14 protein-coding genes are annotated in these 14,774 nt (G+C 60.4%); 8 read left to right on the forward strand and 6 right to left on the reverse strand.

The genetic code is table 11. The features are described 5' to 3' along the window. Positions 1 to 26: 26 nt before the first annotated feature. From QMG83_RS06590 to QMG83_RS06615, 6 genes are all read right to left on the reverse strand, one after another. A complete protein-coding gene (locus tag QMG83_RS06590) occupies positions 27 to 1,043 on the reverse strand; it encodes a ParB N-terminal domain-containing protein (protein WP_283504585.1) in 1,017 nt (338 codons plus the stop codon). Beyond that, the gene (locus QMG83_RS06595; protein WP_283504586.1) at positions 1,040 to 1,897 is read right to left on the reverse strand and encodes a hypothetical protein; all 858 of its coding nucleotides are present in this window, start codon (positions 1,895 to 1,897) and stop codon (positions 1,040 to 1,042) included. Before QMG83_RS06595 ends, QMG83_RS06590 begins: the two co-directional genes overlap by 4 nt. A 93-nt stretch (positions 1,898 to 1,990) precedes the next feature. Then, positions 1,991 to 2,362: a hypothetical protein gene (locus tag QMG83_RS06600; RefSeq protein ID WP_283504587.1), complete on the reverse strand. Its 372-nt coding sequence runs from the start codon at positions 2,360 to 2,362 to the stop codon at positions 1,991 to 1,993. After that, positions 2,359 to 2,976, reverse strand: coding sequence for a DUF2637 domain-containing protein (locus QMG83_RS06605; RefSeq protein WP_283504588.1), 618 nt, complete (start codon positions 2,974 to 2,976; stop codon positions 2,359 to 2,361). Before QMG83_RS06605 ends, QMG83_RS06600 begins: the two co-directional genes overlap by 4 nt. Then, positions 2,973 to 3,875 carry a bifunctional DNA primase/polymerase gene (locus tag QMG83_RS06610; RefSeq protein ID WP_283504589.1) on the reverse strand — a complete coding sequence of 301 codons (903 nt, stop codon included), beginning with the start codon at positions 3,873 to 3,875 and terminating at the stop codon, positions 2,973 to 2,975. Before QMG83_RS06610 ends, QMG83_RS06605 begins: the two co-directional genes overlap by 4 nt. 17 nt (positions 3,876 to 3,892) lie before the next feature. Beyond that, a complete protein-coding gene (locus QMG83_RS06615; protein WP_283504590.1) occupies positions 3,893 to 4,984 on the reverse strand; it encodes an ArdC-like ssDNA-binding domain-containing protein in 1,092 nt (363 codons plus the stop codon). Between the two features lie 390 nt (positions 4,985 to 5,374). On the opposite strand from QMG83_RS06615, the gene QMG83_RS06620 reads away from it, so the two are divergent. From QMG83_RS06620 to QMG83_RS06655, 8 genes are all read left to right on the forward strand, one after another. Beyond that, positions 5,375 to 5,806, forward strand: coding sequence for a hypothetical protein (locus QMG83_RS06620; RefSeq protein ID WP_283504591.1), 432 nt, complete (start codon positions 5,375 to 5,377; stop codon positions 5,804 to 5,806). A 58-nt stretch (positions 5,807 to 5,864) separates the two neighbouring features. Then, positions 5,865 to 6,329, forward strand: coding sequence for a hypothetical protein (locus QMG83_RS06625; protein ID WP_283504592.1), 465 nt, complete (start codon positions 5,865 to 5,867; stop codon positions 6,327 to 6,329). Beyond that, positions 6,326 to 7,342, forward strand: coding sequence for a DUF6545 domain-containing protein (locus tag QMG83_RS06630; RefSeq protein ID WP_283504593.1), 1,017 nt, complete (start codon positions 6,326 to 6,328; stop codon positions 7,340 to 7,342). Before QMG83_RS06625 ends, QMG83_RS06630 begins: the two co-directional genes overlap by 4 nt. Further along, positions 7,339 to 8,481, forward strand: a complete 1,143-nt coding sequence (locus tag QMG83_RS06635; RefSeq protein WP_283504594.1) for an alpha/beta hydrolase family protein — start codon at positions 7,339 to 7,341, stop codon at positions 8,479 to 8,481. The genes QMG83_RS06630 and QMG83_RS06635 overlap by 4 nt, the downstream gene beginning before the upstream one ends. Before the next feature lie 132 nt (positions 8,482 to 8,613). Beyond that, positions 8,614 to 8,805 carry a helix-turn-helix domain-containing protein gene (locus tag QMG83_RS06640; RefSeq protein WP_283504595.1) on the forward strand — a complete coding sequence of 64 codons (192 nt, stop codon included), beginning with the start codon at positions 8,614 to 8,616 and terminating at the stop codon, positions 8,803 to 8,805. Positions 8,806 to 8,860: 55 nt separating this feature from the next. Beyond that, on the forward strand, positions 8,861 to 11,578 hold the full coding sequence (locus QMG83_RS06645; protein WP_283504596.1) for a DNA methyltransferase: 2,718 nt from the start codon (positions 8,861 to 8,863) through the stop codon (positions 11,576 to 11,578). Next, positions 11,575 to 13,560: a DEAD/DEAH box helicase gene (locus QMG83_RS06650; RefSeq protein WP_283504597.1), complete on the forward strand. Its 1,986-nt coding sequence runs from the start codon at positions 11,575 to 11,577 to the stop codon at positions 13,558 to 13,560. Before QMG83_RS06645 ends, QMG83_RS06650 begins: the two co-directional genes overlap by 4 nt. Beyond that, positions 13,557 to 14,774, forward strand: coding sequence for a GIY-YIG nuclease family protein (locus tag QMG83_RS06655; protein ID WP_283504598.1), 1,218 nt, complete (start codon positions 13,557 to 13,559; stop codon positions 14,772 to 14,774). The genes QMG83_RS06650 and QMG83_RS06655 overlap by 4 nt, the downstream gene beginning before the upstream one ends.

Raw genomic sequence — 14,774 nt, forward strand, 5'->3', positions numbered from 1 at the left:
AGGTGCGCAGCGCCAGCCCGCCATCATCAGATCGCGCGAAGGTTGCCTCGTGATGCTGATGAGTCGGAACTTGAATCCTCGGCATCGAGCACACTTCGGAGTTGTCCGGCAAAGCGCGAAGTCGCGTCAACGACACGGAGGAACATCTCGACTTCTGCATCGCTGAGCTGGCGGACGAGGTCGTCGACCTCGAAGTGTCGCCACCATCCATCGAGTTCATTCCACGTCACCACGAACGCCCGAACTGGCCAGGGCTCGTCGCTGTCGATGGGCGCCGTTCTGGGGCTCGGCGAGGGACGACGCTTCTGACGCGGCATGCTCTTGATACGTGCCAGCGCGGCCTCCGCCAGCTGCGCTACGTCCTCGGCCGGTGCGTCTGACTGAGCCCCCAACACGAGCTGCCGTGCGCGTTCATAACTGGGATGCACGGGCGCGCCGGACCCGATGAGTTCAAGCTCAGCTGCGACACCCTCTCGCACCGACCCTGTCTGGTTCTCATCGTCAGCGAGTTGCTGCAGGTAGTTGATCTTTTCCAGCGTGGTGTGTGACGCGCCATCCGGGATCATCGCGGCGGCCTGTGCACGGGAATCTCCGAGCGACTCTGACGGTGCCGCAAAATTTGCGTCACCGTCAGTTCCCGGTTGATTTTCGCGGCTGAACCGTGACGCTTCCTGACGGCGAGCGGCATCCTCAGCCATCAGCGTCTTGATCTCTCGATAGAGCGCGGCACTCTCCAACTGGGTGAGCGGCTTGTGCAGCACGTTGTCGTCCTGCTCGGCAAGGAGGTGCGCGAGATCCCCCGAGATGCCGGACCGTACCCAGACCTTGACGTGCTGCCATCCGAGCTGCTTTATCGCAGCCAATCGTCGCGCACCGCAGACCAGGATCCCGTCAGGGGTGACCGTGATCGGTTGCAGCAGGCCATCGCGCTCGATCGACGCGGAGAGCGATCCGAGGTCGCCGAGCCCAGTGCGGTGACGGTGTCCAACCTGGATCGAGCCGACTGCCCGGTCCAGCTCGATATGGCCGTCACGTGTACTCATCGTGTGTTCCCATGAGTGGGCGCCGACATCGCAACAACCAATACAAGGTTGTCGTCACCGAGGAGCGTCGGGAGTGTCTCGCCGACGAGGAGGCGGAGCAGGATGCCGCGACCGGTGCTTGTCGCCCGGTATGCAGGGTGCGGATGCCCAAGCAGCACGTGCAGAAGCGACGACCATGAGTCGGCGGGTAAGTCGAGAAGCGCGCGTGCGTGCTTGTCCCGGCGCAGCAGCTCGTAAGCGCTTTGCCGAGACCCGATTCGTGCCACCGCGCTGCACACATGTTCGATCGCTTCGCGGGCGGTGCTTTCGGGCCACCCCAAGGTCGTGAACAGGGTGATCGCGCGGTCGATCGCGCGCCGGGCTGTATCGGTGTCGCGCGCAGTGTTGGGGTCGTCGTCTTCAATGATGGGATACCGATCGACGACGTGGAATGCCGGGTGATAGTCGGCGAGTGGATTCTCCCGGTCGGCAAAACGCTCGGGGTCGTGGAACGCAGATATGTGCGGGCGACGTGCTTGATGCGTCGCGCAGAGCAATCCCTGCCCGCGTTCCTCGGCGATGCAGGTCACCTGAACGCCACGCGTGACAACAGCCCAAGGATCGATGGCCTCGCGAGCGGATCGAGTCCTCATGACGTCGAATGCTGCCGATGCTGCCTCCCAGGGATCGAGTCCATGCTTTCGAGCCAACGCCGCATATTTCTCCGCGGCGAAAGCTGCGAGTTCGGCAGCGACGCGGTCGTGCTCCCACGCGCGAGCACCTGCGTGGTGCAATCGATGCAGCAAGGCACGAAGCCCCTCGCTCGTCGTATAGTCCTCACGTGGTTGCCGGGTCGAGCTGTTGGTATCGATCATGGTGTGGGCACCTCCTGACAAGCAGGTACGCGCCCGCTCCCTAGCGGGGTCCTGGATGTCAACGAAGTGCCCATGAGATGCCGTGCCCGACGATCAGGGTGTCCCGATCGCGCCTCGCTCGGCCCCTCGTCTGGAGCTGCCATGTCCGAACGCGGACAACGGGGGGAGGCGCCGGACTCTCTCTGCAACACCTCGGGCGCTGGTCGCGGTCGCCTGGTACGTGCGACGCCGAAGCTCGGCCTGGAAGTTGATCCCTGCCCCGGCAACGCGCGACCCACCGCGCACCATCAGATCAGTCGGCCGCACCCACTCGACTCCGCGGCCGCGATAGAACGCGGGGTCGATTCCAGCGCCATTGCGATGACCTCGAACGCTCGCTGCCTCAACTGCTTCCGGCGCGCTCGCCACCGTCACGGAATGTTCATCGGCGACGACAGCCCTGCCATCCTTTTCTACATCGTTCATTTCAATTCCTCCTCGTGCGGCGTTGTGGATGCGGGCGCCATCGTGCGCTCCTGATCGAGCGGGTTGTTGGCGAACCAGCGACCCACAGTCGAAGGGTGCACACTCAGCTCACGCGCGATCCTCTTGTTCGACCACCCCTCCGTGCGTAAAGCCACCGCAGACTCCTGGGGCGAGGTCTGCGTCGTGGTCTTGCGAGCGGCTTCGGGACGCTCGGGAATGCGGATGAGGAGCACGGTGAGGTGAGTGATCGCCAGCAAGACCAGCGGTGGAACGGCCGCCACCGCCGCGGCGAGAAGGCTCGGAACATCGGCATCCGCCGCGACGACCGCGTGAATCGAATTAGCTGTCACCGACACGGCCGCGGCTCCAGCGAGCAGAGTCCACGGGTACCAGGCGGCGCGTGCTCCGGCCAGAGCGACGACGGCGACGGTCGATACGACGATGACGCCGTCGACAATGAGCGGCCACGCCCAGGCTTGCCCAGCACCAATCCCTGAACGGGCGGCAAGGTCAGCAAGCGAGGTGAATGACAGCCAGAAAGCTCCCGCGGCAATGAAGACGGTGCCTGCGACGGCCGTCATGACGGCCCATCGTCGCGCGTTGAAATCACTCATGCCAGTGCCCGTGGGTTTGATGCGGGCTGTGGCCGATCGCGTGACGTTGTCACGCTGGCCGGTATCGATCGCTGCGGAGGTGCACCCTGCACCGCCCGGTATGCAGACCGGACGGTTGTCGCAGTTTCGCGCTGGCTGAGACCGGCCTGTTCGGCGGCGGCGTTGAGCGCGTCGAGCGCCTCGCTGGTCGGCACCATGTGCTCGGCCATCTTGCACGCGGCCCAGAAGAGCCCATGGTTGCGTTCGCCTTCCTGGCGTCGCGCAACCCATTCGGCCAGCCGATGCACGTCAACGGACTGTTGCGTCGACTGCCCACTTCGACGTGACTTATCACGTGGCGGTGGATCGAGATGGTCGCGGAGACGCTGCGAATCGAGTGCACGACCTGGTGCACCAGCCAACTGGAGGACCTCATATCGTTGCGTCGACCCCGCGAGGGTGCGCAGCGACGGCGGGACGATGACATAGCCCCCGTCACCGCGGAAGTCGATTCCAGTCCGTGCGGATTGCCAGGAGCGCTGCTCGCTGTTCCCGTCCGCCGGGAAGAAGAGGTGCAGCCCGCCGGATGGAGTCCTGACTGTGGCTTCCCAACCTTCAATCAGTCCGTCGCGCTTGGCGCCATCGAGTGCGTCGTAACCGTTGACGGAGCCGTGCACGTCGACGTCGATCACGACAAGGCCAGTGGCGGCGCCGGTCGGCATCCCGATATTTGCTGACGGCATTGCGGCCCACCAGCGATGAACCAACTCGGGATCGCTGCTGGCCGAATGAAACCCTCCAGCAACGGCGGGGCGCTTCCCGCCCGCGGCGCAGGGAAACACGGGGACGCCGGAAGCTGCGAACGCGAGCGCGCTCTGACGGAGGGAGACCCAGCGACCAATGTGATCGAGCGTCGTCATGAATGCTTCCGGCGCATTCATCGCAGCCCTCGCGCATCGGCCAACGCCACCTGGTGTGACGCCGCGGTGGCCCTGGTTGAGGGTGAAACGCCCGTGCGTTCTACTACCTTGGAGCTGTGACGAGTCGATTCCCGATCAAGCCCCGGAGGAGTGCCGTCACCGGTCAACTGCGTGTCGAGTTGATCGAGAATTTTCATCGCTGTCGCACGGACTCGCTCACCGGTCGCCCGAACAATCTTCGACGGCTCCTCGCCATCGACTTGAGCTGCCCACGTCGAGACATAGGGGATCGTGTAGACGGTGGTATCCATGCCGTGTGCCGCGCCCACCATGAGCGCTACTGACTCGGCCTCGACTTCACCAATGCCGCGGTGCTGACGGGCATCTCCCTGATCGGGCCCGTGCATGAGGACATGTGCGAGTTCGTGAGCTAGCGTCTTCACTTGAGCTGCCGGGTCCATGTTCTCGCGGACGCTGACTGTTTTCTCCGCATAGTCGGTCACGCCGTTCGCGCCATAGATCAAGCCCGCGTGCGCCACGCCATGCACCTGGAATCCGGCTGCTTCGATCTGCTGCACGATTCCGTCCCGGAGCCCCGAAGGAGCCTCGCCCTGCAGCAGTTTCGGCGTCGGCGGTTCTGGGACCGGATCGCCCGAGGTCTGTGCGGCATCCCAGACGTAGGCGGGGCGGACGCCGACCATCTTCGACCGAACTTGCTCGCCGGGGCGAGGCTTCTCGTACCGGTTGAGTCGTCGCCACGATGTCGGGTCGGATGGCGATGACGAGGCGAAGCGGCCGGTAACTGGAGCGAGAATCTGATAGCCGGGCTGACCCTTCTCGACCTGGTGTCCGAGCTGCTGCCACTGTTTGTATCCGGCCACGTACGAAGGCATCGGATCCGGCACCAGGCCTGCCTCATGCGCCGCGGTGTGCTGCATCCAGATCAGCAGTGTGTTGTTGAACGAGCGACTGCGGAACCGAGCCGCGAAGGCGATCGCCTTGGCCCAGTCTTCGCCAGATACCAGCTGATCGACAGCCTCGGTCAGCTTCTCGTGCAACTCATCGAGCTTTGCCTCCCGCGCTTCGCGGCGATCGTCTGTCGATGCCATTGACCCGCCTCCTGTTCGATGCGCCATGACGCAGAAGCGTGTGGCGATACACCTGTGAGGTGAGCGAGGATGCCCAAGTCGCGGTGACGCGGAGCGGCATACTCGCCGGGATGTCATGAGCGTGCTGTGACTACGCGCGACTGAGTGAACGAGCATCATCGCCTCGAATCTGGGCATGGTCCGCCTCCCTTTGAGCAGCGGTACCATCACGCCGAATCATTAAGGTTGAGCATGCTCAAATGGTCTGGGTCTTCCGTTCTAACATGACAATTGAGCATGCGCAACCCTTGATTTGTGCATGCTCAACGGCTATATTGAGCATGCGCAACACCTCGCCGGGGTGGCCGTCGCCGATACCTACCCGTCCCGAACGGAAGGGGGTCAGCACAAATGACCGAGAACGAGAGCAAAGCCGCCGCTGCGGATCTCGCGAAACGCCTGCGGCTGCTGCTTGACGTTGCGATCACCGAGTCCGGTGTTGAACCCACGTATTCGCAGATCGCCGCCTACCTAAGCGAACGCGGCACCAACCTGTCGAGATCGCGGTGGACCTACATGGTGAATGGCCATAGGTATGTGCAAGACCCCGAGGTGTTCGAAGGGTTGGCAGCGTTCTTCGACGTCGACGCTGACTTCCTTGTCGGTTCTGATGGGGCCGAGGTTCCGCCGCGAGTGAGCGCACAGCTCGATCTTGTGCGCTCAATGCGGGCGGCGAAGGTTAAGTCCTACGCGGCCCGCACCCTGGGAGATATTTCACCGAAAGCTCTCCAAGCCATCAGCAGGTTCCTAGATGAAGAAATGGCACACACAATCGAGCAGTGACGGTGCCCCCGGTGCGGAACAACGCCGGTAGATGCTCTCGAAGGAGGGTGAGCAGAGCATGAATATCGAACTGACTGTGTCTACGGCTGTCGCTGATCTTGCTCTGGGCGGAGTCTTCACTTTCGACGCCTTGTTCGACGCTGTGCGGCAGCGCAGACAACGGAAGCTGCGGGTCGTTGAGCTTGCTGAACTTGGCGACCACGATGGCATCTGCGCCGTCTGGCTGACTACTGATACTGAGGATCTGATCCTCCACGCCCACAGTGATTCGGTTCTGCACCGACAGCAGTTCGTTCTGCATGAGTTTGCTCACATGATTCTTGGGCACTGCGACGGTGACGAGTGCTCCGAGGTGGATGCCCTGCTGCCCGACATCCCACCGCACACTCGCGGACGTTTGCTCAGGCGCCAGGACCTCGACACAGGCACTGAGATCGCTGCAGAGTCGTTGGCTGACCGGCTCGCGGCAGGGATCCGCGGTTCGGCCTTCGCGGAGTCTCGCTACTCGGAGATATTCGCATGATTCAGACGCTCGTCGCTGCGCTCATGTGGGTGCTTGTGTCGAGCCTGCTCATCCTGCGGCGCGGGCGCACAGACCGCAGCATCACGTATTCTGCGCTCACCATTGCTATCGCGATGACACTCAACGTCGATGCGATCTACGTCGTCGTCGATCGAGTTCTTGGCGCAACCAATCTGGCCACGCTGCTCTCAGATGTCCTCTTGATGATTGGCCTCTTTTTCCTTGGCCGGGCAGCAATGAAAGCGGGGGAGTATCGCCCTCGTTTGGTGCGCGCGGCCGTTGGTCGCTCCGCACTGTTCATCGCACTCCTTGGCGCCTCAGTGGCCTTCACTCTCATCGATCGAGGGCCAACGACGGTCAATTTCATGATTGATCTCGGCGCCCAACCGTGGGCCGCGACGTATTCGATCGTCGCTTTCACGTACTGCGGGATCGTCGTTACCGCGATGCTCGCGCTGGCGACACGCCAGTTCCGGCTTGGCGATGGCATCCACCGCATTCCGCCAGCGCTGCTGTTCATTGGCTCCGTTTCGGGCGTCACACTCTGCGTGGTGGTGATCGTTATGGATGTTGCTCACATCTCAGGCAACCTCGAACTCATGAACGCGGTCGGCGCAACGTATGGGCCGCTATCTCTACTCGCTTTTGTCTTTCTGTGCGCCGGCTTCGTAGGGCAACCAATGGTCCGATACGTGCGGGATCGCGCGCGACGCGCGCAGACAGCTGAGATGGTGCGAGAGCTGGAGCCGCTCTGGCGTCGAGCAACACTCGTGCGGCCGGGACTCAGCGGCACGAACTCGCTCGGGTCGAGCCTGGATGACCCAGAGGTACGCCTTCACCGCGAGATCGTCGAGATCCGTGACGCCATGATCGATCCACGCGTCTCCTTCGAAGTCACTGGACCCGATCGTGCATTGCTGGAGCGAGCCGAGGCTCACCTCTTGGGGGCTATTGCGCGCGACACACGTGAACCTCTGCCTGGTCGCGCTGCACGCGAACGAGGACAGGTATGAGACGGATCATCGCTGAGGGCGCGGCGCTGCTCACCGCGGGAGGTCTGAGTCTCGGAGGGACTATCGCCCGGAGGCTGACCGCACCGGTAGGCCCAAGGAACTTCGACCTGACCATCCGCGACGTGGAGGTTGATGGAGATCGGCGACTACTGGTCCTCGACCGCACACGCGAGACTGCCGCGCGTGGTGTCTACAACCTGTGGTTCGAGACGGGCGACTGGGTGCGAGTATCCGACGAAGTGCTTGACCGAGGCACTGACCGGATCGCCCGGGTTGTCATGGATTCAGCAAACGACTTTCTCGCCTGCGCTGGCGACCGCTTCTCATGGAGCGGGATTTACTTCGCAAATTCAGCCGATGCAGGCCTCAGCGCCACGGACGTCTCGATCGACACAGTTGCAGGAGCAGCCCCGGCATGGCTCATTGAGGGCGAAGAGGACTGCTCGACCTGGGCGATCCACATCCATGGTCTGGGGAGCACTCGGGCCGGAACGTTGCGCGGCGCGCAGGTTGCCGCGGAGCTGGGCTACACATCGCTCGTCATCAGCTATCGCAATGACGGCGAGGGCCCCCGGTTCGGTACCGGGTGCTCAACGCTTGGCTTCACGGAGGCTGAAGATGCCGTAGCCGCAGTGGACTTCGCGATCCAGAACGGCGCGCAACGGATCGTGCTGTTTGGTTGGTCGATGGGTGCCGCGATCGCGCTACGAATTGCGAGTCGCACACGAGAGCGCGGTGTGATCGCGGGACTTGTTTTGGACTCGCCAGTTCTCAACTGGATCGACGTGATCAAAGCAAACTGCGCGCGCAGCGGTTTGCCCGCAGCGGCAGGGAATCTCGCGACCCTGTGGTTGACGCTCGGCCCGCTTGCTCGCATGACTGGGCTGCCGAGTGCTATCCCGCTTCGAGAGTTCGATTGGGTGCAGTTCGCCGAAGAACTCACCGTGCCCATGCTGATCCTTCACGGAGCCAAGGATGACTCAGCTCCTATCAACGTCTCGGAAGCACTCCGCGATCGACGTCCTGACCTTGTCCAACTGGAATCCTTTGATGCAGGGCACACGCTTGCTTGGAACTCCGACCCGTCGCGATGGCGCTCTGCAGTCAGCGCCTGGCTCGCGAAGCAGCTGCCTTCTTGATCTGCAACGTGATGCGCGCGATCTCGCGAGGGGCGGTAGGCCGGTTCACACCCGGAAAAACCCTACTCAACCCGCTGTCACTCCGATATCATCGGGAATGTCGGCCTGCGCGGGTCGAGACGGAGGAGAGACGTGACTGAGCCATGGATGTCTGCCGATGACATTGCGACGCATCTTGGCGTCACTAAGGACACCGTCTACACCTGGATCGCCGAGAAGAACATGCCTGCGCACAAGATCGGGCGCCTGTGGAAGTTTCAGGCAAGCGAGGTTGATGACTGGGTGCGCCGAGGCGGGGCTGCTGCGGCGGAGGCGGGCGCATGACTTCAGCCTTGTCGCTGGTCTCTGGTGAGATGAGCCTTATGAAAGTAGACATTCCATGGTGAGGCTTAACCTCAAAGCTGTCGAGGATCGAGTTGCGCCACTCGGGGGCCGTGACACCTACGACCGCCAGTTCATCTTCGATCTACTCCTCGCTTATGGCAAGCCGCAGGGCAACGTCACGCGTCTCCGGAACGGTACGCTGAGTGTCGCCGTAGATCCTGAGACCGAAGTTGCGCAGAAAAATGTCGTCTACTTCAAGGAGACAGTTGGCGACCCGCTCGCAGTGAACGATGCGCTGAAGACTTCACCGGCGGTGGTGCGATTCAACACCCGATTTGTGATCGTCACCGATTACACAGAAGTTGTCGCCACGGACACGAAGACCGGCGAGACCATCGGTTTTCCGATCCGGAATATCGACGAATATTTCACTTTCTTTCTGCCCTGGGCGGGTATGGAGAAGTCCCAGTACGCTGCCGAAGCGCACGCGGATGTCAAGGCAGCGGAGCGGATGGGTAAGCTGTTCGACGAGCTGCTCGTGGCGAACCCGAGTCTCCTCGATGTCCCCAACGGGCGGCACTCACTCAACATTTTCTTCACCCGGCTACTGTTCTGTTTCTTCGCCGAAGACACCGGAATCTTTGACGATAACCAGTTCACTAATGCGGTCGGGTCCCACACTCAGGCCGACGGGTCGGACGTCGCTGACTTTCTCACTGCCTTGTTTACCGCGCTCGACACCGAACGTTCCGAGGACAAGCCCAAGCATCTGGCGGGATTCCCATACGTTAACGGGCGACTGTTCACGGTGTCGACTGAGCATGTAGTGCCGCGATTCACGAAGAAAGCTCGCGAACTGTTGATCGAGTCGGGCACGCTGATCTGGCGGGAGATTAACCCCGACATCTTTGGGTCAATGTTCCAAGCGATCGTCACCCCCGGCAAGCGCAGCGACCTCGGCCAGCACTACACCTCAGTACCGAACATCCTCAAGACCATCGAGCCTCTCTTCCTTGACGAACTCAAAGCGCAGTTCGATGCAGGGTTCGAGTCAGCCAAGAGGCTCGAAGCGCTGCTGGGGCGGATCAGCGCGATCAAGGTCTTCGATCCGGCCTGTGGATCGGGCAACTTCCTAGTCATTGCATACAAGGAATTGCGCCGCGTGGAGCACGCGATTCTGGAGCGTCTCGCTGACCTCGACCAGAGACATCAAGTGCTCTACGCAGAGTCGAAAGTCAATATTGAGAACTTCTTTGGCATCGAGATTGACGACTTCGCGGTCGAGGTCGCAATCCTCTCCCTGTGGATCGCGAAGCATCAGATGAACAGTGAGTTCAAAGACAAGTTCGGTGTCTCCATCCCGCTGATCCCCCTGAAGGAGACCGGTCAAATCCAGCAGGGAAACGCCACCCGCGTCGACTGGAATGCCGTGTGTCCGAATGACGGCGGCGAGGTTTATTTGATAGGAAACCCTCCGTACAAGGGAGGCAAATCGCAGAGCAAGGAGATGAAGGCAGATTACCCGTTCGTCTTCGGGAATCGACCGCATTCAAAGGATCTCGATTACATCGCGTTATGGTTCGTCAAGGGAGCCGACTACATCGAAGGGACTCGTGCTGAACTTGCGTTCGTAACGACCAACTCTGTGTCGCAGGGAGAGCATGTCGGGCTCATGTTCCCGATGATCTTTGCGAAGAGAATCGAGATCGGTTACGCGTACACCTCCTTCAAATGGGAGAATAATGCTAAGCGGAATGCGGGCGTCGCGGTAATTGTCGTGAACCTTCGTACAGAACGGTCGGGCCTTAAATACATCTTTACTGATGGCCTGCAAGTCAAAGCCGAGAACATCAACGGCTATCTTGCCGACGCACCTTCAGTTTTCGTATATCGAAGGACCAAGCCAATCAGCGTCGGCCTACCGCGCATGGTGCTTGGCTCTATGGCTAAAGATGGCGGGAATCTGATTCTTGATGCCGAGGAACGATACAAAGCAGTCGCTGATAACCCTGATGCTGATCGATATCTAAAGAGATACGTCGGCTCGGAAGAGTTCATCAATGACACTGCGCGTTACTGCGTGTGGGTCACAGATAGCGAAGTTGCGGCCGTCCGGAGGATCGAACCGATTTCGAGGCGGCTTACTGCGGTTGCTACTTGGCGAGAAGGACGTGACGAAGCTGGCGTCAAGGCCTTCGCAGCGCACCCAAATCGCTTTAAGCAAGTGGCGTATAAACCGACGGAGTCGATCGTCGTTCCCCGCGTGTCGTCTGAACGACGCAACTACGTGCCGATGGGTTACCTCGACAAGAACACTGTGATCTCGGACGCCGCAAACGCAGTCTACAATGCGAAACCTTGGCTATTTGCACTATTAACTTCCCAGATGCACAACGCGTGGTTGCGGGCTGTTGCTGGAAGACTTGAGACTCGGATTCGCTATGGGGCCTACATCGTGTACAACAATTTCCCGGTCCCGCAGCTCTCTGATGCAGTGAAGGAACAACTCACTGTGGTGGCGCTGCGAGTGCTGGATGTGCGTGAGTACCACTGCGAGAAGACGCTCGCAGAGCTGTACGATCCGGACGTCATGCCTGCCGATCTGCGTGCTGCGCATGTGGCCGTTGATGAACTGGTGGATTCGGTCTATTCCAAGCGTGGTTACGAGACCGATGAGCAGCGTCTCTCTGATCTGTTCGCGATGTACGAACGCATGACTGCCGAGGAAGCTGCGAAGGCCCCGGCGAAGAAGAGCAGGAGCATCAGCAAGTGAACGCAATCAAGAAGCCGGTCAACATCGTTGAAGTGACCTATGCACGCACGAAGGCGTCAGTCAACACGGACAATATGGGCATGCGTGAGATGCAGCAGCGTGTCTTCGCCAAGCGCGACGCCCAGCACCTCCTTGTGAAGGCCCCACCCGCGTCGGGTAAGTCACGAGCGCTGATGTTTGTCGCTCTCGACAAGCTTTACAACCAGGGCCGCAAAAAAGTAGTCGTCGCTGTCCCAGAACGCTCGATCGGGGCCTCATTCTCCTCAACGAGCCTCACCAAGTTTGGATTCTTTGCCGACTGGGAAGTCAAAGCGAAGCACAATCTCTGCGACCCTGGCTCTTCACAGGGCAAGGTTGGCGCGTTCATCGATTTCCTGAACGACCCCACTGCGGCCACCCTGGTGTGTACGCACGCCACGTTGCGGTTCGCGTTTGAAAAACTCGACCCGGCTGCCTTCGCCGGTACGGTGCTTGCGATCGACGAGTTTCATCACGTCTCCGCCGATACCGAGACCAATCGTCTTGGTGCCCTGCTTCGTGAGGTGATGCACGGCTCCGACGTCCACATCGTCGCGATGACCGGCTCGTACTTCCGCGGTGACTCGGTGCCGGTGCTCTCGGCCGAGGACGAGGCACGCTTCACGCCGGTCACGTTCAACTATTACGACCAGCTCAACGGGTACGAGTACCTGAACTCGCTTGGCATTGGTCACCACTTTTACCAGGGCCGCTACACCGATGCGATCGGCGAGGTGTTCGACCTGAACAAGAAGACGATCGTGCATATCCCGAACGTGAACTCGGGTGAGTCGACGAAAGACAAGATCGAAGAGGTCGGGTTCATCATTGACTCGATAGGTCACGTTGAGTCCACCCATCCAGACACAGGCATCATCAGCATCCGTCGGAACGACAACGGAGAGATCCTTCGACTCGCGGATCTCGTGGATGACACGGATCAGAAGAAGCGCGCTGACACGCTGCACTACCTCTCCACGGTCGCATCCAAGGACCGTGATGCGGTGGACGTGATCCTCGCGCTCGGTATGGCGAAGGAAGGGTTTGACTGGCCGTTCGCTGAGCACGCGCTCACGGTTGGGTACCGGGCGTCGCTCACTGAGGTGATCCAGATAATCGGTCGTGTAACCCGCGACAGCGAAGGTAAAGAGCATGCGCAGTTCACGAACCTGATCGCCGAACCCGATGCCTCGCAGGGCGAGGTGAAAGTCTCGGTGAACAACATGCTCAAAGCAATCACGGCGTCCTTGCTAATGGAGCAGGTGCTCGCACAGAACTTCACGTTCAAGATGAAGCGCATCGGTGACGATGACGCGCAAGCGCCGGGGGTCATTACGATCAAGGGCTTCAAGGAACCCTCCACCGAGCGGGTCAAACAAATCATTGAGACTGACCTCAACGATCTAAAGGCAACGATCCTGCAAGACGACACGTTCGCGAAAGCCGCAGCGGGGTCGGTTGATCCGGAGACGACGAACAAGGTATTGATCCCGAAGATCATCCGTGAGCGGTATCCGGAGCTGGATGAGTCGCAGGTCGAGGAGCTCCGTCAGCAGGTTGTCGTGGACTCGGTGATCAAGAACGGTGAGGTTCGCGAAGTAGGTGACAAACGGTTCATCAAGATGGCCGAGAAGTTTGTCAACATCGACGACATTAATATTAACCTCATCGATTCGGTCAACCCATTCCAGCGCGCCTTCGAGGTCCTGTCGAAGTCGGTGACTCCATCCGTGCTGCGAATTATTCAGGACTCCATCACCGCGACCCGAGTTGAGGTCACTGAAGATGAGGCCAAGGTTGCGTGGCCGAAAATGCAGCAGTGGGCGAAACTCAACGGTCGCCCGAACGTTCGTTCTGAGGATCCGACGGAGAAGCGGTACGCAGAAATCGTGCTCTTCCTTCAGCGGAAGAAGCAGGAACGCGACGCCGCAGCACGGGCCACCCAGATGGTGGACGAAGCATGAGCGACGCAGAACCGACGGGCTTCGGCCCGGTCGACTTCGTTTTTCCGACAAACATTGACGCGATCCTCGATTCCGACGTCGATGGTCTTCTCGATGCGCCTGAGAAGGCGAAGAAAGTCACCTCAGCGGACCGGCTGGAGCGTGCGTTCTTGGAGATCGTCGAGTTCCGACGCTCGCAGGGTCGTGTCCCCGATTCGCAGACACGCACGATTGCCGAACGCAAGCTTGGTGCCCGTCTCGACGGGATCCTCGCAAATGACGTGAAGATTGCGGCGCTAAACCCACTGGATATTGAGTTCGGACTTCTTGAGGTTCCTGAGCCCCCCGCGACACTCGACGATCTTCTCGAAGCCGACGACCTTGACTTACTCGGTGATGAGTCTGGTCTGCTCGATGTCTCGGATCTGCCGACTCGTAAACCTCCGAGTGAAATCGACTCGGTGGCGAAGCGCAAGAAGGCTCAAGACTTCGACAAGTTTGAGCATCTCTTCAAAGCGAAGCACGCGGAACTTACAGACGGCGCGGCACAGATGGCGCCGTTCAAGGGCCTCCGAACGGTGACTGAGGGGCGGTTCTTCGTTCTCAATGGAATCATGCTTTTCGTTGCCGAGGTCGGCGAAACTCGCGAGATGGTTGTCGGTGGCAAGACTGAGCAGAAGCAGCGTCTGCGTGTGATCTTCGAGAACGGCACCGAGTCGGCCATGTATCGTCAATCGCTGTCGATCCGCCTCTTCGAGCAAGACGGTCAGGCAATCGTTCAAACTGGTTTGAACGACGACGAAGTGCTCGACGGCGGTGACCTCGCGAGTGGCTACATCTATGTCCTCCGGTCGCGCAGTGAAGACCCGCAGATCTCCGAAATGGAGCACCTGCATAAGATTGGATTCTCCCGTGGCCCCGTCGAGAATCGGATCAAGAACGCGGATAAATCACCGACGTACTTGATGGCACCGGTGGAGGTCGTCGCGAGCTACCAGACGTTCAATCTCAACGTTGTGAAGTTCGAGAACCTACTGCATCGCGTCTTCGCTGCGGTTCGGCTCAACCTCACGCAGATCGACCGAAAAGGTCGCGACTACGATCCGTCGGAGTGGTTCGTTGCGCCACGTACCGTCATCGACCAGGTCGTCGAACTGATCGTTTCCGGAGAGATCGTGAACTACGACTACGACGCCCAAACCCAGCGGCTTCGTAGCCGGGCAGAGGAAAAGTGA

The organism is Salinibacterium sp. G-O1 (assembly GCF_030063305.1).
Taxonomy (GTDB): Bacteria; Actinomycetota; Actinomycetes; order Actinomycetales; family Microbacteriaceae; genus Rhodoglobus.